This window comes from Planotetraspora sp. A-T 1434, assembly GCF_025420585.1.
GTDB lineage: Bacteria > Actinomycetota > Actinomycetes > Streptosporangiales > Streptosporangiaceae > JAOEGB01.
Genome location: NZ_JAOEGB010000031.1, coordinates 14,508 through 38,039 on the forward strand (window position 1 = coordinate 14,508; position 23,532 = coordinate 38,039).

The following is a 23,532-nucleotide window of genomic DNA, read 5'->3' on the forward strand; positions in this document are numbered from 1 at the left end:
GCCCACAGCGGACAACGGAAACGGCTGGACGTTGCAGCGAGAGGCCTGGCAGTAGGCACAGCAAAACCGTCAGGCAGACGGAGATCTGCCCAGCGGCGTTGACATCGCCCGGGCGTTCGCTCGTAGCCCACTGGGGTCCCAGCGTTGTGCGCGGGCGGTGGCCAGCACGTCGGGCGCGGCTTTGCGGGCGTAGGGGAAGCGCATCCGGCGGAACAACGCCTCCAGTTCGGCGGGGATCGGCGGGGCCGCGGGCAGGGTAACGCTCACGAACGGTCTCCATTGCCAGTAGTCGTCGATGTCGATGTCGACGTGCTCGATGTTGCTGTGGTGGGGCGCAGGGCGGCCCAGGAGGCGGTGCCGGGCTGGGCCGAGTGGGTTTCATCAGCGCGGGCCTGCTCACCGGCGCCGGCGTGGACGGCGAGGTGGTCGCAGATGGAGGCCAGGTCGGATTCGGCGAAGCGGCCGCCTATCGCGGCCAGGCCGAGCGCCTCGTCCACGCGAGCAGCGCCCAGCAGGGCGGCCAGCTCGACCGCGCGGGCCATCTTGGCGCGGATCCGTGGCACTCCGGTGGCGGCGGCTTCGATCAGCCACGCCTCCGCGCCCGGCCCGATCGCCAGGAACGCCTGCTCTGCCTTGGTCTGCGGCCGTGGTCTGGGCGCTTTGGGCCCGTTGCCGCCGCCGTGCTCGGGATAGTGCTCATCGACGATCCGTGGCCGGCCCGGCGTGGACAAAGCATGCCGCCACAGTTCCTTCAGACCACCGTTGCCCGCTGCATCCCCGTCGAGGTCGCGGCCGACGATGACGAGTTCCTCTCCGTGCACCCGGCACCACACCGTGCTGCCTTCGTGGCCGGGCGGGACCGAGTACCGCACATCCCCGAAGCGGACGGTCCGGTCGTCGCGGACCAGCCGTTCGTCGCCGAGTGCGAGCACGAACGGGTCGGCAGGCAGCACGTGCAGGCGCGCGCGTTCCTCGGCCAGCATCTCGACCGGGGCGCGATGCGTCTCACGGTGGCGGCGGCCGTTGATGTGCTCACCCCACGCGGCGCAGGCCTCCTCCAACTCGGTGAACGTGGAGTAAGCGGCGCGCAGGTTGGTGTGGGTCGGCACCAGATCCGCCTTGGCGATCTTCACCGTCGCCTCCACCCCACCCTTGGACTCGGGGTCGAACGGCTCGCACGTGGCCACCACACACCCGTAATGCCGCCCCAACTCCACCATCCGCGGATGCCGCACCGGGATCCGGGCGATGTGCTCGACGGTGACCGTCTTGGCGTTGTCGGTCAGCAGATACGTCGGCGCCCCACCCAGGATGCGCAACCCCTGATCCAGGCACGCGGTCAACGTGCCCAGCGTCTGATCCCATGCCGGGATCACCACCCGAAACCGCGACCAGGCCAGCCAGCAGCAAAACAGCTGCGTGCGCCGCTCGCCGATCCTCGGTCCCTCGCCCCAGTCCCACTGCAGCCACATCCCCGGCTCGGGCACCCACGGCCGGTAGACCCGCCGCCGCCCCGCCTTCCACGCCGCCTTAATCTGCGCGACCGCCCGCCGCGTGGTCCTCTCCGACCCGGCAAACCCCATCACGACCAGGTCCTTGTGCACCACGTCCGCGCGGATCTTCCCCTTCGACCGGTCGACCTTCTCCTCGATCTTCGCCAGGAACGCGTCGATCACCTTCGGCCGCGGCGCGCTCGCGTGTGGGTTGCCGCCTGCCGCGCGGATCGCGACATACCGCTGCACCGTCTTGGGGTCACACCCCGCCAACTGCGCCGCCGACCAGGCGCACCCGGTCAAGTCGTAAGCCTCGTAAATCTCCATGAGCTCCATGCCAGACTTCGTCACGGCCCCCTCCGCGGGTCTTGAGGTTCAGGTCTCGACAACCCGCAACCCAAGCCCCCGCGGAGGGGGACCCGCGCTGTGACACACGGACAAGATCAGGAGAACAACCTGGCCATTGACCAGGATTTTTGATGGCCGCCAGCCGGGAACTGCTGTCCGTCAGCCTCGACTTTTCTGTCCGCTCAGCAAGACTTCCACGTGACCGCTCTCATGAAGCGTACGCGATGGGATCACCGGCTGTCTGTCGCCGGGAACGCCAGAGGACTCGTTGGCCACGCAGGAGCCGTCTTACTGCGCAAGTGCGCTGATCAGACAGGCTTGACCACCGAACTCGGGGCGGTGTTCGCGCGGTTGGAGTCCTCCCCGCTGTGGGATCGCGGGGTGGTGATGGTCCAGCTCGCGGTGGCGATCGTGCTGGGGGCCACGAGCATGCGGCAGATCAGCGTGCTGGCCCATCAGGCGGAGGTGTTCGGTGATCCGCCGTCGGACTCGACGGTGCGCCGGGCCCTGGAGACGGCCGGTGGCGATCCGGTGCTGCTTGGGCGGGTCGCTCGGGCGCGGGCGAAGGTTCGCGGCCGTGTGTGGGAGTTGATTGAGGCGACCGGGGCGGGTTTCCCCTGGCTGGTCGTGGCGGGGAAGGTACTGACCGGCTGGGTCGTGATCGACATCGACGCCACGCTGATCACCGCGCACTCCGACAAGCAGGGCGCATCGGCCACGTTCAAGCGTGGCTTCGGATTCCATCCGCTGGCGGCCTGGTGCGCCAACACCCACGAATCGCTGGCCATGCTGTTGCGGACCGGCTCGGCAGGGTCGAATACCGTGGTCGACCATCTGGACGTCCTGGCTGCGGCGATCGCGCAGATCCCCGCCGCTCGGCGGGCCAAGCTGCTGATCCGGATCGACGGCGCGGGTGCCACCCATGACCTGCTGAACCGGTTGCAGGCGTTGAACACCACCCGCCGGACCGTCCGCTTCACCGTCGGCTGGACCATCACCGAGGTCGACGAGGCGGCGATCGCCGCGCTCCCGGCCGCCGCATGGGACGTGGGCCTGTGTCAGGACGGCACCCTTGCCGGCAGCGCCCACGCCGCCGAACTGACCGGCGTGAACACCCGCGCGGCCGGGTGGAAGGTGCGGCTGATCGTCCGCCGGGTCCGGCCGTCGCGGCGGCACCAGGCCAATCTCACCGCGTTGGAGAAGGCGACCGGCTGGAAATATTCGATCATCGCCACCAATCTCGGCCCTCGGGGGATGCGCGGCGTGTCGGGCAGCCATCAGGCGCAGTTCATCGACGTGCTGCACCGCTCCCACGCATGCGTGGAGGACCGGGTGCGTACCAACAAGGCCATGGGCCTGCGCAACCTGCCCTCTGCGACCTGGACGGTCAACGTCGGCTGGGTCCTGGCCGCCAACCTCGCCGCCGACATCGACGCCTGGACGAGGCTGCTCGGCCTGTACGACGACATTGACCTTGGCAAGGCTGAGCCGCAGACCCTGCGCTACTGCCTGTGGCACCTGCCCGCCCGGCTCGTCTCACACGCCGGCCGCCGCATCCTGAAGATCAGCGTCACCTGGCCATGGAAGAGCGCCTTCGTGACCTGCTGGCAGCGCTTGTGCGCCCTCCCAGCACCGGGCTGACCAGCCCGAATCCGACCCCGCGAACAAGAAAGGACTGACCGCCTCATCCCTGCGGCCCGTGGAAGCCGACGCCCACCCGAGCGCCTCGGGTGACCCGCCGTACCGACCCGAGAACCTGAACAGGACGGTCAGGCGGAAACCTCCGCAGCGCGGAGGCCCTTACCGAACTCGACTGAGGCCTGAGTCATCGAGGTTAGCACCTTGGTATGGAGCGTCGCCCCGAATCCACCTCTTTCTCCACTTCATCTCCGTGATATGCCCCAGCTATATAGTCACATCGGGTGATTCCCCGTAATTCACGTGACAGCTGGGCCCGGCGGGCTGCACCTTACTCATGGTTGCTATGGCCAACTGGTGGTCGTGGCTGTTGCGGAGATCTTCAGGGGCCGACATTGTGCCGGTCGCCTGTAGCCGCATGCGCTGACCGCGAGAGTTGGGTCGATCCCTATGAACGGGACAGCCGCGGGCGGGCAGCTAAGGGCCAGTTCAGTGGCGTTTCCTGCGTCGTGGGTCTGAACCGCCTACGGCATAGCTCAGCTGAAAGGTGCACTCGCGTTGATTCTCCAGGGGTACGGACATCACTCGGTTCGCTTATGAGCCAGCTGCATGGCTTCGGGCACCAGATGCCCATCGTCACCTACCTGACCGGGAGTTATGCGGTCTTTTATCGACTCGTTTTGGACGTGCTGCTAGAGGAAGAGTCCCGGCTCGGGATCCACTTGTCCACGGCGGAAATCGACCAGCGGGTGAGGGCGAAACTGGCGGAGGCGCCGCAGTTGGTCGCGGAGCTGCCCTCTATGGACGGGCTGTTGGAGTCCCTGTACGGGTGGCGCAACGTCGACCGGATCTACAACATGCGGCGGAGCGGCTCTGCGCAGGAGTTCCTTCACAAGGACTTCCTCTACCAGTTGACGTCTGCGGGCGCGCAAGTCCACCGGATGCTGATGGCTATTGACCAGGAGATGGGTACGGCGGGCTCCCTCCAGGCGTCCACGCTGCCCGAGGTGCTCGACGCGCTGAGGGCTCTGGCCAGGGCAGCGGAGGAGAAGCCGGCGGACCTGGCAGGCTGTGCCCGGGCGTTTCAGCGTCTGGTGCGGGGTTTCCTGGATCTCTCGGAGAACGCGAAGCTGTTCGTGCAGGGTCTGAACCGGTCGCTCGTGGTGGAAGGCGAGGCGGAGATCGAGGCGTTCCTCGCGTACAAGGAGGTGATCGTCGGCTACCTGCAGACGTTCATCGTCGCCTTGTCGCGGTACGCGCCGCAGATCACGGGCCTGATCGCGCAGGTGGAGGATCGGGGCATCGCTGGATTGCTACCGCGGATCGCGGACATGGAGGCGCCACCGCAGCGCGGGCGGAGTCATGAGGAGATCGTGGCCCGAGAGGTCGCACGCATGGAAGGGCAGTGGGTGGGGTTGCGGAGCTGGTTCTACGAGACCGCTGAACGACCCGCGGTCACCCAGACGCTGCAGGAGCGGGCTTCTGATGCCGTCAACCAGATCCTGCTGACGATCCGCCAGATCAATGACCAACGGTTCCGGAAGGTTGACCGAGCTGCTGACCTGGTGGCGATGGCGTCGTGGTTCGACCAGATGGATGACGCTCTCCGGGAGGATGTCGCTGGCTTGTGGCGTGCCGCCTTCGGGTTGCACGGGGCCAGGCACTTGGGGGTGCTTCGTCCCCTGGAGGACGACGAGGACGTGCTGGAGCAGGTGAGTTGGTGGGATGGGCGGCCTGCACCCATCTCCGCTGCCTATCGGGCGACTGGACCCCGTACGAGGCCGGGGCCCGTGCCCCGTGTGCGCAGATCGCGCCGAGCCAAGAGCATGCTGGCGGCGCAGCAGGGCCGCCAGCAGCAGGAGGAGACGAATGCGGAGCGGTCGCTGGCCGCCCGCAGCCCCGTGAGGCTCTCCGCGCTCGGCACACTGAGCGAAGCCGAGGCGGAGGTGCTGTTGCGCTGCCTTGATACCGCCCTGTCGGTGCGTCCTGACCGCACTGGGACGCACCGGGCCCAGACGTCGGACGGGCGGCTGCTGGTGGTCCTGTTGCCAGTCGGCGGACAACGCGGCGAAGGCGGGATTGCGGCGGTGGGACTGCGCGGCGGACGAGTGTCCATGGAGGACATGGAGCTAACGCTTCACCTGCGCGGGGAGGCCATGTGACCCGTTGGAGTGGCGCTGCGGGAGCGGAACGCGTCCACGTGGTAAGAGCGTTGCTGGCACGCCCGCTGCTGCACCGGCGCGCGACCCACGCATACACCGTCGAGCTGGCTCGTGCCCATCAAGCGGAGCTGCAGGCGTGGTTCGAGCACCACCTAGGCTGGCAGTTGCGCGTGGAACGGGACCGAGTGCGTCTGTTCAAGGTGCCGGGAAACGTGCGACGTCAGGGTTCCGATGCGCCCACGGCTCGGCAATGCGCACTGTTCTGCTTGATTCTCGCAGTGCTGGAGGACTGCGGAACCCAGACCGTCATCAGCGAACTCGCGCAGAAGATCGAGGTCGTGTCCCGTACGCATCCGAATCTGCGGCGCTTCGACGCTACCGTGGGCCGCGAGCGCCGAGATCTGGTCCTCATGCTTCGGTTGATGTGCAGGCAGCGGGTGCTGGTGCCCACACTGGACACGGTGGTGACTCAGGAGGACGAGCAGGACTACATCCGAGGGGTGGGCGACGCCCTATACGACGTTGACCACCGTACTGCGGCGTTAATGCTCGGCATCTCCATATCGCCGTCCCTGGCTGCCGGCCCGCAAGAGCTGTTGATGGCATCCGGGGTCGACGGGATGATCTCCGAGAACCGCGCCTTGCACCATGCCGTGATGCGAAGGCTCGTGGACGACCCAGTGGTCTATTTCGATGATCTGCCGACCGATCAGCGCGAGTACTTCCTGGCCCATATGCAGGAACTGGTCCAGGCGTTGCGGGCAGGGCTTGGGGTGCGCGTGGAGGTCCGTGCCGAGGGCGCTGCGATCGTCGACGAGGAGCTCACCGACCTGGAGTTTCCCAAGACCAGCGCCGCGTCGTTCGCGGCCCTCGTCATGGCCGAGCGCCTGTTCCGCGAGGTCGCGGACGCCCCGGACCGTACCGACTGGATCGGGGCAACACGACTGCTCGAGCTGAGCTCAGAAGTCGCCGCCCGTCTGAGCAAGGCGATGACGGCCATCAACCAGAAGCCCGTAGACGGCGAGCACACGTGGCAGGCTGTAGCGCCAATCCTCATCGGGCTCGAACTGATCATTACGGTTCCCGGGGGCATTCTGGTTCGTCCTGCGCTCGCGCGATATCGGGATCCCAGCGGACGCGGTCCACGCGCCGAGGAAGCGGGGCTGATGCTGTTCGGCATCGACGACCTCCTGACTCCTTCTTCCACCGACCACCCGACCCCTGAAGAGCCAAGCGATGACACACTCTCCTGACTCCTCTGCTTCGGACTCGTCGCAGGAGCGGCCTGGCGTCCGTGCATTGGAGCGAATCCTCGCCGGCGAACCCCCAATCCCCACGCGGACCCGCTACCAGCCGCTTCGGATGGGCATGATCGGCATCTGGCAGTACGAGGAGCAGGAATTCGTCTTCTATGACGGCAAGCTGATCCTGCGCGGCCATAACGGAAGCGGCAAAACCAAGGCGCTGGAGGTCACCAGCCCGCTACTGCTGGACGCGATCATCAACGCCCGGCGCATCGATCCGTTCGGCAACGCCGCCCGGTCCATGCGGGACAACCTTCTGTACGGGGGGCACAACCAGCAGGTCGGGTACGTGTGGACGGAGTACGGGCGTATCGCGGAAGACGGAAGCCACCAGTACCTGACCATCGGCATCGGCATGCACGCCCTGGCCACCCACGCCAAGGGCCTGTACGCATCCTGGTTCTTCACAACTCCCCAACGCGTCGGCCGCGACTTTTCCCTGTGGGACGACGAGGAGCGCCCCCGTCTACGCAAGGGTCTGGAAGCGGTGCTGGGCGAATCCTGCGTGCACAAGCGCGCCAAGGACTACCGTGCGGCTGTTGCCAGGCAGCTCTTCGGATTCTCGCCCGCACGGTTGCGAGCGTTGGTCGATCTCCTCCTCACGTTGCGCAAGCCAAAGTTGAGTGAGGACTTCAGCGCGGCAAAGCTCATGTCCATGCTCTCTGAGAGCCTTCCTCCGGTGAGCGCAGCGCTGGTTGATGACCTTGCTGGAAAGTTCGACGAACTCGCCAACAACCGTGACGAGTTGGAGACCCTGGTCCGCAACCACAGTCACGTCGGAACGTTCCTGTCTGCCTATGGCCGCCTGGCGCGAAGAGTCGTGCGCCACGGCGGGGAGCAGTTCCTCGACGCCAGCCAGCAACTGCGTGCCGCCCAAACCGTGCACAAGCAGAAGAAGACTCAACTCGAGAAGGCCCTGGGGGGCGTTGCCGCGCTCCAGGCGGAGCACGTGAAGCTGGAACAGCAGCGTGACGCTCTGCACGCCCGTATCGCCGAACTGCGTGCCAGGCCGGAGATGAAACAGCATGGCCTGATCACCCAGCTGCAGAAGCAAGTGGCGGAGACCGAGAAGTTGACGGCCGACGCCCGAATGCGCTTGGAGGAGGCGGCAGCAGCCGAGGTAGATGCTGAGGCCGAGCTGCTCAGTGAGGGCGAAGATTGCCAGCAGGCGCTGGACCGTCTAGTCCAGTTGGAGGGCGAAGCCTCCCTGCGTGCCGCGACCGCCGCGCTCGCGGACGCACACCAGGGTGAGAACGAGCGAATCCGACGGGAACCGTTGGCAGCGCGCCGGGCGCTGACCGGCCACATCGACTCCCGTTCCGCAATACTGGCCAAGGCGCTGGAACTGGTGCAGAAGGTCGAGCAGGCTCGCAACGAGCACGGGACAGCCACGCGGGCGCTGGAACGCGTGGCTGGTACGCGCGACGAAGCCAAGGCCAAGTGCGACGCCAAGCACAACCTCCTCAAGCAGCGTGTGGATAAGCTAGTCCAGTTTCTTGTCGAGTGGGCTGCGGGATGTGAGCAACTGGTGCTCACCGATCACGATCTCGGGGAACTGCTGGACGCTGTGCCCACGCTGGGCGAGCCGGGACGCCCTGGCCTCGCCGATCTCATCGCCCCGCACGCCCAGCGGGCAGGACGCGCCCTCATGCATACCCTGGCCAGCGAACAGGCTGCACTCGACGCGCTCGCAAACCAGCGCGACATGGCAGCCCGCCAACGTGACCAGGTCGTGGCCGCGACCGACCCGGTGCCGGGGGCGCCTGTCGCCCAGCGTCGTGAGCGTACCGAGGAACTCGGCGACGGGGCTGCGCTGTGGAAGCTCCTGGACTTCAGGCCTGGCCTCACGAGTGAGGAGAAGGCCCGGCTGGAAGCAGCCATGCTTGCCGCCGGAGTCCTTGACGCATGGGTCACCGCTGATGGCCAGGTGCTCGCCCCGGACACCCTGGAAACGGTCCTCGTCCCGACCGGTGGCACTCGAGCTGATCGGTCGCTTAGCGACGTGCTGTGCCCGGTCGAACACCCCTTGGTCTCCATCGAGACCACGCGGACCATCCTCGCCTCCATCGCGCTCGGGAACCAGGGTGACGCCAGCACGCACCACACCCGCGTCGGCGTCGACGGTTCCTGGCAGATTGGGCTGCTGCATGGGCGCACCACCAGTACTGCCGCGGCCTACATCGGGGTCGCAGCGCGGGAGTCAGAGCGCTTGCGTCGGCTCGCCGTCCTCGACAGCCTTATCGAGGAGCTCGACGGGCGCATCGCCGGCAAGGAGACTGCTATCTCCGGCCTGCGCGCTCGCTTGGAAGAGCTGGATATCGAGTATGGCGAGGCGCGGAACCAGGACCTTGACCTGCGGCAGGCCCGCCAGGACCTGGCCACTGCCCAGGAGCTACTGCAGCAGCGCAGTCAGGAAGTCGACGAAGCGCAGGGTCGGCAGCAGAGCTGTCATAAAGCCGTAGTGGAGGCCGAGAACGTCCTGGATGACTACGCCCGTCCGCGCTCCGTGCCGACAGACATGGGCTCGATTTCTTTGGAGCGGAACGCGCTGGAGCAGTACCGCTCCGCGGTGACTGATGTATGCCATGAGGCGAAGCAGTGGCGGCAGCTGTGCGAGCGTGCCTCCAAAGCCGAGCAACGCCTTGCCACCTGCGTGAGGCATCGAGGTACCAGAGGTAAAGAACTGACGGAGGCCGAAGGCTTGCTGGCACGCAAGAAGGAGGCACTCGACGTTCACCAGCGCCTTGCTGGCGCAGGCCCGCAGAAGGTACTAGCCAAGCTTGCCACTGCGGAGCAGGAACTCGAGGAGACCGGCAGGGCACTCAAAGACTGCGTTACCGCCTCTCAGGAGGCGTCGTCGGAGGTCGGGGCCCTGAGAGAGGCTGTCGCAAGCGCTGTGAAGGGGTGCGGCACATGCGCGGAAGCCCGCAGCCTCGCTCTGGAAGACTACCGAAGGCTGGCACGGAACGGTTTCCTTGCCCTCGCCCACGTCGATGACGCACCGGCGAGCGACGCCGGCCTCGTCGAGGCCCAGGCCCAAGCTGCTGTCCGACGCCTCGCCGACGAGAAATGGAGCGAAAAAGACCGAAATGACGCTCGCGACGAGGTCGATGAGGAGTTCCGGTCACTCAAGACTAACCTGACCGGCCCCGACTGGCGGCCTCGGGCCGGCAACGACGGTCCGCTGCTCCTGGTCCAGATCTGGCACAACGGTGTTGTTCGTAGCGTGACCGAGGCCCAGGACATCATGGCCAACGAGATCAGCACCCGGCGCAGCATGCTCGACGACCATGAGCACAAGCTGTTCACCGAGGTACTCCTCGGCAACCTGGGTGACCACCTGCGCCGCCGCCGAGCCGAGGCAGTCAATCTTGTTGAGCGAATGAACGCTTTGTTGCAGCAGGTTCCCACGGCCTCCGGGTATTTGATGAAGCTCAAGTGGGAGCCCGCACCGCGGCAAACCCCCGAGGTGAAGGCGGCATTGGAAGCGCTCGACGGGCAGGCGAGCAAGCACCTTCCCGAGGCCGCACGCGAACAGCTCATCCGCTTCCTGGTCGGCCAGGTGGAAGACGCCCGGGCCCGTGAGGCCACCGCCGATTGGCGCGTCCACCTTCGTCAGGCCCTGGACTACCGCTCGTGGAGCCGTATCCGCATCCGCTACAAGCCCGGTCCCCTGGCGAGGTGGACCGATCTCACGGACGACAAGCACCAACTCGGGTCCGGCGGTGAGAAAGCTGTCATGCTCCAACTCCCTCTCCTGGTAGCAGCAGCCGCCCACTACACAGGAGCGTTGCCGACCGCGCCGCGGCCGGTCTACCTCGACGAGGCGTTCGCAGGCATCGACACACCGATGCGCGGCCGCTGTCTGGGCTTGCTCACCAGCCTGGACCTCGATGTCGTCATGGCCAGCCACGACGAGTGGGGCTTCCATCAGGAAGTTCCCGGCGTCGCCACCTACCAGCTTTTCCGGCATCCCAACATCCCAGGCGTCCTGACCACTCCGATCATCTGGGACGGCGCCCGCCGCCACGATCTGCCTGACCCCGCGCTACGGTTCGGCGACGGCCACGAGGCGGGCATCGACTGGGGAGACGACACGGACGACTACCTAGACGACGAATTCGATGACGAGGAGGAGAACGAAGGCATGGACGAGTACCCAGAGGCGGGTGATCGCGAAAGCGGCGAGGAGGAGCTGGAAGACGAGGAGGACGAAGACGACGATGACGAGGACTGAGCTGCCCGAGGGCCTCGCCGATTGGGCGCGGACCGACGGCGGAGCAGCGTTTTGCGCAGTTCTACGCCAGCGGGTCTACAACGGCGGCGGCCTGGACAAGCCAATGAACCTCGCCATGACCGCACGTCAGCGGGCCGACATCCTGGACCTGTTCGGCGCAGGCAGCGTCAGCGAGCGAGCTGTCCATCTAGGCCGCGCCAACCAGGCCCTGCTCGACAGCACATACAGCACTACCTTGCGTCACCTTCTCATCGGCACCGGTGGCCCACTGCGCACCAAGCGCGGCCAGGCGAGGTACCGGCGCATCGCAAAGAAGGCCCGCATCCTCAATGCCCGCGCCGACCTGCACTGCAGGCTTGTGGGTATCCCCGAACTCGCCAACGAACTCGCCCTGCTCACCGCACTCAGCAACGACACCCGATGGGTGCCTCCCGCGGACTCCGCCGCCGCCACCAAGAACTGGAACACCTATGCGGCAGCGCTCAAAGCGGCCGCCGAGTGGTTCCAGGGCCGCAACCGTAACTGGAAGTTCGCCGAACGCGAGCTGGCCGTCCGTGCCCTGGGCGGCAGTAAGAAGTGGACGGATCCCGCCAAGGCGGCCTTCAGCAGACTGATCGGGATCCAGTTCGAGAAAGCCGTCTACACCGCAGACACCGGCATCCGCATGCTTGGGCCGCTTAGCTGGAAACTGTCCTCCTTGGTCGCAGACGCATCAGCAGCCCGGCCGTTCGTGGCGCTACCTGGTACGGCCGCGGCTACACAGGGAACCCTGGAGATTCCCGCCCGGGGGATCCTCCTCATCGAGAACCAGGAGACCTTCCAAGCGCTTAGCCGTACCCCTGTCCATGAGACATGGCTGTGCATCTGGATGGAGGGCTACGCCTCCGACGCCCTCGCGCACTTCCTGGCCCGGATGCCCGACATCCCCATGGCCGCCTGGGGCGATCTCGACCCGCCCGGCATCGAGATCATTCTCAACCTGTCGACGAAATGTGGCCGCACCATCCACCCCGTCGCCATGGACGCCGACCTTTATGCGGCGGGCTACATGCTTGACGAAGACACCGAAGACCGCAGGAACTGGTGCCGCCAGGCACAAGAGCTCGCAACAAGAGCACCGAAGCCCTTCCAGGCTCTCGCCGAAGCCATCGCCCGCAACGACGGATACCGGTGCGAGCAGGAAGGACTGCACGAACTCGTCTTGCCTACCCTCCAAGAGCGCCTTGACCAGCTGCTGCCGACGACCGTTCCGCTGGCATGAGGACCAAACCGGCGCGGGCGGCCACAATGCCGCTGCAGTAACGATCTAAGGCTCGCCTCGGCGTCGGGGGAAAATGACCTCCAACGGCGGACGAGCTCTACGATCCGCCAGCCCTGATACTTCCCGACTGGGCGCAACTACGATGGCGGGAACGCGCGGGGCTGGGAAGATCGCCATGATGGCGAGGGTCCGCCAAGGCCGGGCTCCTTCGACTGTTCCGGCCTGACCATGCGTGCCTACCAGTACGCCGGGACCCTGCTGCCCCGCGTGGCCGGCGACCAGTAGCGCCAGGGGCCGGCTGTTGCTCGCGGCCAGGAGCAGCCCGGCGACTTGGTCTTTCATGCACCCGGGAGCGGGCGGCCCGGGCACGTCGGGATCGTCGTTGCCCCCGGCCAGATGATCCACGCACCCCGCACTGAAGACGTTGTGCGCTACGCAACCTATTCCGCTCGTTCTGACGTGGTCGGGTTCATCCGACCGGCACTTTCATGGGAGAAGAGATGGGGGCTCACCTGGCGGAGCTGCGGCAGCTCCCAGCTACCGTCGGCTTGCTCACCGCCGCCCAGGCTCTTGGCCTCGGCCGAACTAAGGCGTACGAGTTGGCGAATAAGGGCGAGTTCCCCTGCCGCATCATCCACGTCGGCGTGGCTATGGGGTACCCATCGCCGATTTGCCGAAGCTTCTCGGCGTTGATCTTCCAACATCGAACCGGACATGAGATCGGTGGACGACGGCCCGCATCTGGGCTGTCACCAGGGCGGTCACTGCCGATGCGCGTTCACACAGGCGTGCATGTCGTCGAGGAAGGATGGGCCGTAGCGATCGTTTACGTGGTTGCTGTTCCACAGTCCGGAGCCGGCTACTCTAGCGTTGGCGGTGTGCAGGCCAAGCCAGCCGGGGGAGGGTGGGTCTATTCCTCCGGTGCGCTGGGAGAGAAGCGAGATCGCGTTGGCTTCGATGGTGCCGCGTTGGGCGCGGTCTGGTACATCGAGCCAGAGCAGCGGCATGGCAGCGATGTGCGCGGTCACCGCGAGTTCGAGTGGGCGCTCGGCTTGTCGCTGCTGGGAGGTCGCGCGGATCTTCGGCCAGGACTGCGCTATCTCTTCGGGCCAGCCGCCGGTGGCGAGGAGGGCATTGCCGACATGGAGGCGAAACACTGAGCCGCGGTGGTTGCCGCCGCCTGGGTTGGTTCCGCCCACGTGGCCACGGTGTTGAGCGAGCCGCGCCCACAAGGTGGAGCGCGAGGTCGCGATCAGTGCGTGGGTACCTACACGGACGACACGGGGCCGATTTCCGTCGGCGCGAGTCTCGCCGTCTTGGAAGAAGAAATACACGCCGTGCGTTGGCCAGCCGCTGGCAGCGGAACAGTCGCGGAGGCGGCGTGCTCCACCGGTCCGCTCAGCCAGCGCGTCGAGAAGGGCGTAGAACCGGTCGGTGTCTTTTCGGCGTTGTGACTCGACGTTGTTCATGTTAAGTGCTCCACCGTGACGCCCACAGGGTAGGACTCGATGGGGCGTCTCATCCAAAAACAGGCGAATGCGGAGCCGAGTCGGCGTGGCGTCTCGCGCATGGCTCCGCCGCCGGCTACGCCGCTGACAGTCACCAAGAGGGCGGCGAGCCCGGCGCGCCGCCATCGCACGCGTCGTAGCAGCCGCGCGTAGTCGGTGCTGGCTGCCGCGAAGGCCACGACGGCCGGTACGCCCACGCGGCGGGCTTCCGCGATAAGGAGGTCTTCGAGGAGACCGTGTGGCCAATCGGCTAAATGCATGATCTTGTCGTAGTTGCCGATTGGTTCGTTGGCGCGCAGCAGCCCGTATCCGCCGCTGAGGATGACCAGCGGTGCGTCCTCTGACACGGCGTTGGCGAGCGCATCTTGGGCGGCGACGTAGAACTCTCCGGTGTAGCGGCGCCAGGCGGCCAGCGTGTGGTGTTCGTCAACATGGGCTGCCTCTCGGGTGCGTTCACGGGCCGCTAGCAGCGCAGGTGGCCACGGCGCTGCCCGTTCGATCCGGGCATCTCCGCCGCCACGCTTGCGTTTCGAGCAAGGAATCACCAGAAGCGCGCCACGGGGTTCAGTCTCCTGCAACACCCGTATGCCGCTGCCGGGCGATGCGGTCGTCGTATTCGGCCTTGGTGGGGGCCCTGGGGTCGTGAGGCTCGGGTCGCTGCGGCGGAAGGTGACTGATCGTCCTGGCTCCACCTCAGCGAGGGTGTAGCCGGCCGCACGCCACGCGCGGATGTGAGACCGGTCACCGTGCCACCACTGCGGATGATGGCGGGTCGCCGAGGCCGGAATCGCCCCGACGATCCGGATCAGTTCGTCCCAAGACAGGGTCGCCTGGTCTTCGGAGCGGGCGGACAGGAACGCGGTGAGCTTGGCCCAGTCGGCCCGCCTGCCCTCAGCCGGCACGGCGGCCCACCTGCCAGACGTGACGGCATCCTTGGCAGCGGTACACGTCCCAGTCGACGTAGTGCCATGGCGCCATCGTGTCATCAGCGGCGGCATCGACGTCGTCGTAGGCCCATCCGCGGTACGCGCCGGCCTCGACATCCGCGGACCCGCACCGTCGGCACACTGTTCGAGGTGTCCGCGACCAACGGTGATCACAGGGAGTGCACACCAGGCTGATGCGTCCATCAGGCAGCGGACTTCCCAGTACGTCTTCTTCAGATCCGCAGATCGGGCAGTCCAGCTCCGTGCGCGGCCCTTTCAGTAGGCCGTCGCGATGACGAAGGCGCGGCACGCCATCATGATCGACCTCGACGTCGAAGACGCGTCGTATACCGGGTGCTACTGCCCAAAACACCACCGGAGCAAGCCTCGCCATCGCGGCGACCTTCCGCTGCGTCGTATTCGTCGGCGCGGCAATCTGGTCCGACGTGACGGCGCCCATCTCGGCGAGCATGCGGTCCAACGACGCGGCGTCGCGCTTGGCCTCGGCCACCACCACCGCTCGTCCGCTGTCGTCAAGGGCCGCCAAATCCAGCGCGTCGTACTCGAACGCAACCCGCCGCGCTGGCCAGCCGTGCTGAAGCACCAGCTCGGAAAACGCCGCGATCTGAACCAAGTACTCACGATTAAGCGACGGAGCCGGACCTCGAGAGAACAGGTTGTAGGGCCCCTTGCCCTGGGCTGCCCCCGCGAGCCGGAACACCCCATCAGGCTGCACCTCCACCAACCCGGCGCCACGAGCCAGCGCCAGCCCGTTCGCCTCATCCTCATGCAGCGGCGGCGTAAGACGCAGGGCCCCATCCGGCAGCCCCCGCTCGCGGGCGAACGCCAACGCCCAAGTGCTCAGCTGACCGCCGGACAGCGCGAGGAGATCATCCATGGCTACTCCTGATACCTCGCCCTGACCATAAACCGCCCAACCGACAAAAGCGCGCCACATCAAAGTTAGGCCCCGGCGGCGATGGGAGGCGACGCCGACAATGTAGCCACTGGTGATGTGGGGGAAGTCCAGGACCCGAAGGCGGCCCGGTCTCGTCGGTCAGGCGGGACCTCCCACAGGGCCAGGGAGTGGGCGTTGATGCCGCAGACGCGGCCGAGTGCGTCCTCGAAGCCGCAGACCGCGTGCGGATTGCGGGGCCTGGCGCCGCCGGTGTCCGGCTCGCGCCAGGCGACGATGTCGGCTTTCTCGTCGCCGGGCCAGACCGGGCCCAGCAGCACCCGCACGCTCTGCGCCTGATATCGGAAGGCGGCGTGGAACTGCTCGGCGGCCAGCCATGCGAGCACCCAGTGCCCACTGCCATTCAGACCAGGCCGTGAGCCGTTCGGGTAGGTCCTGCCGTACCAGTTTCGCGATCGCGCGTACCGGCTTGCGGTCGCCGCCCGCGCGGCGGGTTTTCGGTCAGCCGGGCGAGCAGCGGGTGCACGATGGTGCGGCGGCTGCGGGCAACGAGTGTGAGGCCGTGCCCGCACCGAGCTTCTTTTGCGGAACGGAGTGAAAGGCGGCGACCTCAGCGCGGCAGGCCAGTAGTGCGACGCACTCGGCGTACAGCTCGACCAGCCCGGCCGCTTCGGGCACGGGCAGGTCGGCGACGAGAGCGAGGAGGTTACTGGCCGGGTCGTGGATCGTCAATTGTCCGGTGAAGCGGATTGAGCCGGGCCGATCCCGTCGGGCAAAGCCCGATCCAGGATGTCGAAGTAGCGGTGCTGGGACCACGCGGCACGGTCGCCGATGACGTACAGCCGCCGTTTCGCCCGGCTGACGGCGACGTTCAGCAGGTTCGGCCGGGAGGCGGCCCAGTGCTTGGCGCCGGGCTTTTGGGGATCACCGCCGAGAACGAGGACGACCACTTCGGCCTCCTTCCCCTGCGCTGTGTGTACGGTGCCATACCGGACGTCGGGGAAGGGAGCGAGGACCTGCCCCACTCCTTTGACGACGTCGCGGAACGGACTGATAACAAGAATGTCCTGCAGATGAATGCCCCCCCGCATGATCAGCCAGCCAACGACGCGATTGAGCATCGTCCCCTCGGCAGGGAGCCAGTGGCCGCGCGAGTTGCCGCTGGGGACGTCGATCCATTTGCTCGGGGGCACGCTGAGGTCCGGCAACTGCGGCTTGCCGTACACCATCAGCCCGTCATAGGCGATGGCGTTGGAGACGTCGAACATGGGCTGGTCGCAGCGGCGATGGACGCGCAAGGGCGCGCCGACCCACACGGGGGACTCGGCGCCGGGCAGGAAGGTGCCATAGGCGGTGCGCTGGTCGGCAAGCCGCTGAACGGAAGTCCTCCCGGGCAGCCACCTGTCGTCGTCGACGGAGAACGTACGGCGCAGCGCCTGCTGTGCTGCGACGGAGAGTGGGACGACCGGTTCGAGCTGAAGCGGGTCGCCGAGGGTGACAACGCGACGAGCGCGCCAGATAGCGCCGATGGCCTGCTGAGGGGCGGCCTGGCCGGCTTCGTCGACGAACAGCCAGCCAAGGGATTCCTGAGTGAGCTCGGAGAACATCCAGCCGAGGGAGGCGAAGGTGGTGGAGATGACGGGGATGACGAAGAACAGACTCTGCCAGGCGGCGCGGGCGGCGGCCTCAGGCACATCCCGCCGGGGAATGGTTCCGATCAGCACGTCCATCGCACTCTGCAGGTTCGTACGCATCCGAGGGGCCTCGATGCGCAGGAAGGCCTGATGCAGGCGGAGCGCCTCGATGAACAGTACGCTGCGAGCGGTGTCCCACGCCTCGTCCGTCCACGGAGTTGTCAGCTCACGTTGAAGCTCATCCCTGGTGAGGAAGGCATCCCGGGCGTGGTTGTGACGGCCTTGGCGTGCTTGCAGTACGTCGGTGCGGGTGCGTGCGTCGTCCACCTCAACTTGGAGTGACTCGAGCTTTGCGGTAAGGAACTCGATCGAATTGGTGATCTCCCTGACTCGGCGTTTGGCCGCATAGAGCCTCGTGTTCGCCTGGTGCTTGCGGTCTTTCAGAACAAGATCCTCGGTGCGCCACGCGTAGGTGGCCTGGTTGAGAGCGGCTCCGGTCATCGTGGCCGGGCTGGGCTGGAGCCGGAGGTGCTCCCCGTGTCTGGACCGGCACGACTCGGCCGTGTCTGTGGCGGTGTCGAGCTGCTGCTCGGCCTCCTTAAGTGCCTCGCGTGCACGGTCGAGCCGCTTCTCTGTGGCAGGAATGAGCCGCAGGGCGGTCTTGATCGCCACATTCACGCCTGGAGCGTCGTGATCGGGTGAGGGGCGCGCGGATTTCTCCGACTGGAAGAGTTGTGCGTGCTCGTAAGCGTCGCGAAAGCGGGCGACGGCGTCCCGCCAGTCGATGTCGTCGTCGCTCTCCCAGGTCGTGAGCCGCTCCAGCAGGCCGGGCCGCTCGGGCGAGCCGTACCAGGCTTTGCCGACGAACTCCGCACGATTGGTCTTGCGCCCGAGCCGAGCGGCGACCAGTCCCCAGGCCGGTTGGCCGAGGACCGCCGAGGCGATGTCCCCGAAGTAGTCAGCCGAATCCCGCCAGGGCGGGTCGAGCGCGTCGCGGCCGGGGATCTCGATGGTGACGTTCTCGACGGCGCCGTTGTTGGCCGAGGCGATGACCATCTCGAACCCGATGAGTTCCTCCTTCCAGGCGCTCACCGTCCGCCTTTGCTCGTCGACTCCCCAGTGATAATCCTTTGTGAACGCGAACGCCGGGTCCGGCAGCCGGGACAGACGGAGCGCGCGTTCGACGACGTTGGCCGCGATCAGGTCGCGGAGCATGGTGGTCTTACCGGTTCCCGGCGGGCCGTTCACGGCGAAGAGCCCACTGCCGGAGCTCAGCTCATCCATGATTGTGCTGACGGCGAACTGCTGGCTCAGTGTCAGCGGCCTGTCCGGGCGGGCCGGCCAGCGGCCGAGCGGGATCAGGTCCGGAGCCACATGGTCGAACATGGTCTGCAGGTCCTGCCGGATGTCGATGCGGCCGGGCTCGTCGGTGGACAGGTAGGCGTCAAGTGCGGCGCCGTAGCGGCCCTGGCGTACGGCCTGGGCGACCAGGTCGAGGTCACGAGCGATGAAGCTGTTGAGAAGGTCCGCGCCCTCTTCTGCCGAGTATTCCCGTTTGCGTGAGACCGGCATGCTCCGCACCCGCAATCCATGCGGCTGCAGGAGGTCACTGACGCCAAGTGATTCCGCGGCCAGATCCACAAGCCGGGCCAGGTCGTCATGTCCCAGAGGGCGACTCCGCCCGTTGCCGTCCAGGGTGAGCGCCCGTAGCCGGTCGCAGATCGTAGCGCACTCGTTGTCGTAGCCTGCCAGCCAGTTCGCCATCGCAGGGCCGGGAGAAACCGTGCGGCCCGCCGCCCACGCTCCGCTCGACACCTGCCAGTGCACGGCGTGACCTTGGGCGCTGACGACGACCGCGAACAGAGCGCCTTCTCCCAGCGGCGGGGGGTCGGGATGGTCCAGGTCAGGACCGAACACCTGCCGTAGGAGATCTCTCGACCTCTGGAGCGGAAACACGCCTCCGTAGACGATGTGCCGCCAGGTGAGCCGGGACTTGATCCGCCGGTTGCGTAGAGGATGGCCCTTTTCCCATGGCAGCGGGCCGCGGCGCGTGATGGAGAAGACAGGTTCCCGCGAATCACGGGGATCGATGTTCGGAATGCTCTGCTGGGTGAACAGCTCGCAGGCGCGCCAGAACTCGATGACGCGTGTACGGCCTTCGTTGAGAGCGGTCACAGCACTCCGTGCAGGGTCGCTAGAACTTAGGGGAACGAGCCCTCGTAATGATCAAAAGCTATAGAACATCAAGGGACGCATGCTGTGAAAGAGGGTGCAGGCATGACATATGGATCGGTTTCTTCCCGGGCCGCAACCGAAGCTCGCGCCGAGCACTTCTCGTCGCGTCGGCATTGCGGATGGAAGTCAGCTACTGCTGACCGGGTTCGGGGCGAGGAACCGACTTGATTGGCGTGTCACGTAACGACGAGTTCCTCCGGGACTCGGGAAGGCGGCGGAACAGGATGCAGCGCTCGCGCAGCAAGTGGCCGGACGGTAGGACTTCTCGGGTGGCGGCGTCCAAGCTTTATGGATGTCGGTCGAGTCCTTTATCGTGACTCATGGTCGGTCGGGCAGGTCCTGGGCAACGGGTCAGCGGAAGGCATTCCCGGTCGAGCGGCGTATCCCCCCATCCCCTCACCATCCCCCGAGGAAGCATGAAAGCGGACACTCGCACCCCTGCCGAGATTTTCAGCGGTCCCGCCCGGTATGTCATTCCGCTGTTCCAGCGGCCGTATGTCTGGACGCAGGCGGACCAGTGGGAGCCGCTGTGGAACGACGTACGCACGGTTGCTGAGCAGGTGGTTGAGACGCTGGGTAGCTACGGTGGGGAAGCGACCATTCCGCCGCACTTCCTGGGCGCCATCGTGCTGGAACAGCAGTGGATCCAGGCGGGGTTCATTCCGGTGCGGAACGTCATCGACGGACAGCAGCGGTTGACCACCATGCAGATTCTGCTGGATGCCGCGCAACTCGTGGCTGAGCAGCATGGACTGCCCATTGATGCCAAGGCGCTCGAAGCGGTTGTTCTCAATGATCGTGCGCTGGCGCAGCATCCCGACGAGGTCTTCAAGGTCTGGCCGACCGACCGGGACCAGGATGCTTACCGTGCCGTGATGGATAACGCGCGGGAGGTCCCGGAGGAGCTCAGTACGAGCAGCATCGCGTCTGCCCACGCGTACTTCGTGAATGAGATCACTGAGTGGGTGGAGCCGGATGGAGACGAGGAGAAGTGCCAGCGCCGTATCTCCGCGCTGACCCGTGCGCTCCGTGGCCACCTGCGGCTGGTCGTTATCGACCTCGAGCCCGGCGACAACGCCCAGGTCATCTTCGAGACCCTGAACCATCGAGGCACGCCGCTCTTGGCCGCTGACTTGATCAAGAATCTGGTTTTCCAGCTGGCCACGCAGCAGGAGGGCGACCTGAAGAGCCTCTACGAGCAGTATTGGAAGCCGTTCGACTCCAACAAGTGGCGGCGCGATGTCCGGCAGGGACGACTGTACCGGCCCTATGTGGACATTTTCATGAACTACTGGTTGATCATGCGACTGCTCCGCGACATCCCCGCTGACCGGGTGTTCACCGAGTTTCGCGATCACGTCCGTGTGGCGCAGCTTCCCGCTTGGGAGGTCATGCGGGATATCTCTACCGATGCTCGGGTCTACGCCGGGCTGGAGGATCTTCCCTGGGACTCCCCGGAGGGGACCTTTTACTACCGGGTCATTAGGGTCATGGAGGCCTCCGTCGTCGGGCCGTTCCTGCTGTGGATCCTCCGTTGGTCTGAGCAGCAGATGCCGGCCGAGCAGCGGCTCAAGGCGCTCGGGGCCATGGAGAGCTGGCTGGTCCGCCGCATGCTGTGCAAGCTCACGACGAAGAACTACAACCGGATTCTCCTTGAGCTCCTCCGGGAGCTGGACCAGGGCGGGCCGGAGATCGCGGGCGACGTCACGGAGAAGTTCCTGGCCAGGAGCACCGCCTCCGCCGTCTACTGGCCCTCGGACGAGGAAGTCATCCAGGCGGCGCACAACGTCAAGATGTACAAGGACCTGACCCGGGGCCGTCTACGCATGGTGCTCGAAGCGCTGGAGGACAAGACCAGGGACAAGTACGCCGAACATGCACACTGCCCGCGTGGTTCTCTGACCATCGAGCACGTCATGCCGCAGAGCTGGAGCCAGTACTGGGGCACAGCGGACGATGATCACGCCGCCCGGCAGCGTCGCGACCATCTGGTGCAGACTCTCGGCAACGTGACCCTGGTCAACGAATATCTCAATCCCAAGCTGTCCAACCGCCCGTGGACCGACTCCGCCGCGATTTCGGACGCAGTGGACCCGGCGTTCGGCAAGCGGACCCTGCTGGCCAAGTACAGCACGCTGAAGCTCAACTCCGAGATCGTCGAGCAGCGCCCGGCCTCGTGGACCGACGAGGCGATTGCGGACCGCTCGACCACGCTGGCCCACCGCCTCATCCAGATCTGGCCACGACCAGCGATTGAGGTCCAGGAGTTCTGACCGGTTGGATCATGTCGCGGCTCGAACTCACCGTTGTGTTCGAGCCGCAACTTTGACCAGGCGACGGCCTCATGCTCATGGAGGATCGGCAGGCGCGCGCTCGTGATCGGCACCATGCCCAATGGTGCTTTCCACCAGTTTCTCAACGGCGGCGAGCAGCTCCGCCGGGGGCAGCGTCAGATCGAGCGCGTGCTGCCTGATCTCGATCCCGCCCCGGCGCACCACATGCAGGTACGGCTCGGCGTCCCCCTCGGCGTACACCAGGTGGCCGCGCCGGAAGGCGAGCACGGTGCAGCAGGCGAGCACCCTGGTAGAGATCGCTGTTGTGCCCGTCCGGGCCGGTGGAAATCTTGTAGTTGGCGTCCACCACCGCGGAGGGCCGTTCGACCCCGTCGGCGTCGATGGCGTAGCCGACTAGGTCGGGCCGCACTGGCACCCGCCGCCCGTGGTCGAGGTAGTGGCGGGTCCTGCAGGTCGGTCTGTCCGCCGTACGGCCGGAAGGCCTCCGACAGCGCCACATTGACGAAGTCGCCCGTGATCGCGCATCGCCGTTCGTACGCGTGCAGGCGAAGAACAAGCTCAAGGTCAGCGTCAACGGCGTCTGGCGGGTGGTCGTATTCGCTGGATCGCTTTCCCGGCTGAACAGTGGCCGTGCGTGCAGTCTACGTTCGCAGGAACATCTCATCGAGGTGCCATTCGAGGGCCTCCCGGTTCGGCCGGTCTCGCGGTCTGTCCGGAACGTTGACCTCATGCCCGGCGCGGCGGTAAAACTCCTCGCCGTTCCCGAACTCCTCGCGCAGCCGCGGGCTGACCAGTAGCCGATGCTTGGGATCGACCGCGAGGTAGCCGCGATCGAAGAGCGTGTGCACATCCGAGCGGAGCAGGAGTCCGTTGTCCAGGCGATGCTCGCCGCCCGCCGCGACCGGGCGGATATGGGCCGCCTGAAGGACCGGCCGAATCCGGTCGCCCGTGATCGCGCATCGCCGTTCGTACGCGTGCAGGACCACGGCCTGAAAGGCCTGTTGCCCGAGCCTGCGAGGGGCTAACCGGGGGTCGCCGTAGATGGGCCCGTCGCGATGCCAGGGCTCGGACAGATCGATATCGACACCGATTCCGATACGGTGCAGCAGGTCATGAAAGTATGCGGCGGACGGGTGGCGGGCGAGGTCGTAGCTCTTGCCCTGCACGATGTTGGGCGCGAAGTCCGGCGGCGGCCCGGCGATTCGGTCGCCGGGGAAGAAGAAGACGTCACGGATGATGACGCAGCCGATGACGGAGTCCTCCCCGGGAGCCATCGGTTGGCTGCGGTACCTCCCGACCTGGTGGCGCAGCTCGATCAGGTTCGCGGCACCGTTGCCCTGACCGAAGATTTCCCATGCCTCAGAAACGGGAAGGGGCGCGAAGCCGCTGAAGAAGCCGCCGCCGACCACGCGGTTGTGCGGGTGGTGAGTCTTGAAGAAGAACGGTTCGCCGTGGTCGAGTGCGCGGAACTCCCGGGCGCTGGAGGGCCGCCAAAAGTTGACCTCGCTGAGAGTCGGGCGTGCGGAGAGGAAGCGGTACCAGCTTTCGTCAGTTATCCCTACGTACGCCTTCACGG

16 protein-coding genes and 1 pseudogene are annotated in these 23,532 nt (G+C 66.4%); 7 read left to right on the forward strand and 10 right to left on the reverse strand.

What is annotated here, in order from left to right; translation table 11 throughout:
• Nucleotides 1-69 precede the first annotated feature (69 nt).
• Both N5079_RS30390 and istA read right to left on the reverse strand, forming a co-directional pair.
• Entirely contained in the window at nt 70-267 is a 198-nt protein-coding gene (locus N5079_RS30390; RefSeq protein ID WP_261587602.1) for a hypothetical protein, read from the reverse strand.
• Nucleotides 264-1,829, reverse strand: coding sequence for an IS21 family transposase (istA, locus tag N5079_RS30395; RefSeq protein ID WP_315967899.1), 1,566 nt, complete (start codon nt 1,827-1,829; stop codon nt 264-266). Before istA ends, N5079_RS30390 begins: the two co-directional genes overlap by 4 nt.
• A 210-nt stretch (nt 1,830-2,039) precedes the next feature.
• On the opposite strand from istA, the gene N5079_RS30400 reads away from it, so the two are divergent.
• The 6 genes and pseudogenes from N5079_RS30400 to N5079_RS35670 all read left to right on the forward strand — a co-directional run.
• Nucleotides 2,040-3,482, forward strand: a complete 1,443-nt coding sequence (locus N5079_RS30400; RefSeq protein ID WP_410007845.1) for an IS1380 family transposase — start codon at nt 2,040-2,042, stop codon at nt 3,480-3,482.
• 593 nt (nt 3,483-4,075) lie between these two features.
• A complete protein-coding gene (locus N5079_RS30405) occupies nt 4,076-5,641 on the forward strand; it encodes a TIGR02677 family protein (protein WP_261587605.1) in 1,566 nt (521 codons plus the stop codon).
• A gap of 50 nt (nt 5,642-5,691) precedes the next feature.
• Complete coding sequence (locus N5079_RS30410) at nt 5,692-6,894, forward strand: TIGR02678 family protein (RefSeq protein ID WP_261587606.1); 1,203 nt, start codon at nt 5,692-5,694, stop codon at nt 6,892-6,894.
• Nucleotides 6,878-11,182 (forward strand): TIGR02680 family protein, encoded by a 4,305-nt coding sequence (locus N5079_RS30415; RefSeq protein WP_261587607.1) that lies wholly within the window; start codon nt 6,878-6,880, stop codon nt 11,180-11,182. The genes N5079_RS30410 and N5079_RS30415 overlap by 17 nt, the downstream gene beginning before the upstream one ends.
• Entirely contained in the window at nt 11,169-12,443 is a 1,275-nt protein-coding gene (locus tag N5079_RS30420) for a DUF2220 domain-containing protein (protein ID WP_261587608.1), read from the forward strand. The genes N5079_RS30415 and N5079_RS30420 overlap by 14 nt, the downstream gene beginning before the upstream one ends.
• Before the next feature lie 312 nt (nt 12,444-12,755).
• Nucleotides 12,756-13,136: pseudogene (locus tag N5079_RS35670) on the forward strand (NlpC/P60 family protein); the annotation flags it as partial.
• 68 nt (nt 13,137-13,204) lie between these two features.
• Here the strand turns inward: N5079_RS35670 and N5079_RS30425 are convergent.
• The 6 genes from N5079_RS30425 to N5079_RS30450 all read right to left on the reverse strand — a co-directional run bounded on the left by N5079_RS30425 (nt 13,205) and on the right by N5079_RS30450 (nt 19,602).
• A complete protein-coding gene (locus tag N5079_RS30425) occupies nt 13,205-13,912 on the reverse strand; it encodes a hypothetical protein (RefSeq protein ID WP_261587609.1) in 708 nt (235 codons plus the stop codon).
• Nucleotides 13,909-14,853 (reverse strand): hypothetical protein, encoded by a 945-nt coding sequence (locus N5079_RS30430; protein ID WP_261587610.1) that lies wholly within the window; start codon nt 14,851-14,853, stop codon nt 13,909-13,911. The genes N5079_RS30425 and N5079_RS30430 overlap by 4 nt, the downstream gene beginning before the upstream one ends.
• On the reverse strand, nt 14,843-15,775 hold the full coding sequence (locus N5079_RS30435; protein WP_261587611.1) for a hypothetical protein: 933 nt from the start codon (nt 15,773-15,775) through the stop codon (nt 14,843-14,845). The genes N5079_RS30430 and N5079_RS30435 overlap by 11 nt, the downstream gene beginning before the upstream one ends.
• 65 nt (nt 15,776-15,840) lie before the next feature.
• On the reverse strand, nt 15,841-16,179 hold the full coding sequence (locus N5079_RS30440) for a hypothetical protein (RefSeq protein WP_261587612.1): 339 nt from the start codon (nt 16,177-16,179) through the stop codon (nt 15,841-15,843).
• A gap of 115 nt (nt 16,180-16,294) precedes the next feature.
• Entirely contained in the window at nt 16,295-16,525 is a 231-nt protein-coding gene (locus tag N5079_RS30445) for a hypothetical protein (RefSeq protein ID WP_261587613.1), read from the reverse strand.
• On the reverse strand, nt 16,522-19,602 hold the full coding sequence (locus N5079_RS30450; protein ID WP_261587614.1) for a DEAD/DEAH box helicase: 3,081 nt from the start codon (nt 19,600-19,602) through the stop codon (nt 16,522-16,524). Before N5079_RS30450 ends, N5079_RS30445 begins: the two co-directional genes overlap by 4 nt.
• Before the next feature lie 476 nt (nt 19,603-20,078).
• Between N5079_RS30450 and N5079_RS30455 the strand changes: the two genes are divergently transcribed.
• Entirely contained in the window at nt 20,079-21,935 is a 1,857-nt protein-coding gene (locus N5079_RS30455; RefSeq protein WP_261587615.1) for a DUF262 domain-containing protein, read from the forward strand.
• 75 nt (nt 21,936-22,010) lie between these two features.
• Here N5079_RS30455 and N5079_RS30460 read toward each other — a convergent pair whose 3' ends face one another.
• Both N5079_RS30460 and N5079_RS30465 read right to left on the reverse strand, forming a co-directional pair.
• Nucleotides 22,011-22,223 (reverse strand): hypothetical protein, encoded by a 213-nt coding sequence (locus N5079_RS30460; RefSeq protein ID WP_261587616.1) that lies wholly within the window; start codon nt 22,221-22,223, stop codon nt 22,011-22,013.
• 374 nt (nt 22,224-22,597) lie between these two features.
• Nucleotides 22,598-23,530 carry an HNH endonuclease gene (locus tag N5079_RS30465; RefSeq protein ID WP_261587617.1) on the reverse strand — a complete coding sequence of 311 codons (933 nt, stop codon included), beginning with the start codon at nt 23,528-23,530 and terminating at the stop codon, nt 22,598-22,600.
• Between the last annotated feature and the right edge of the window lie 2 nt (nt 23,531-23,532).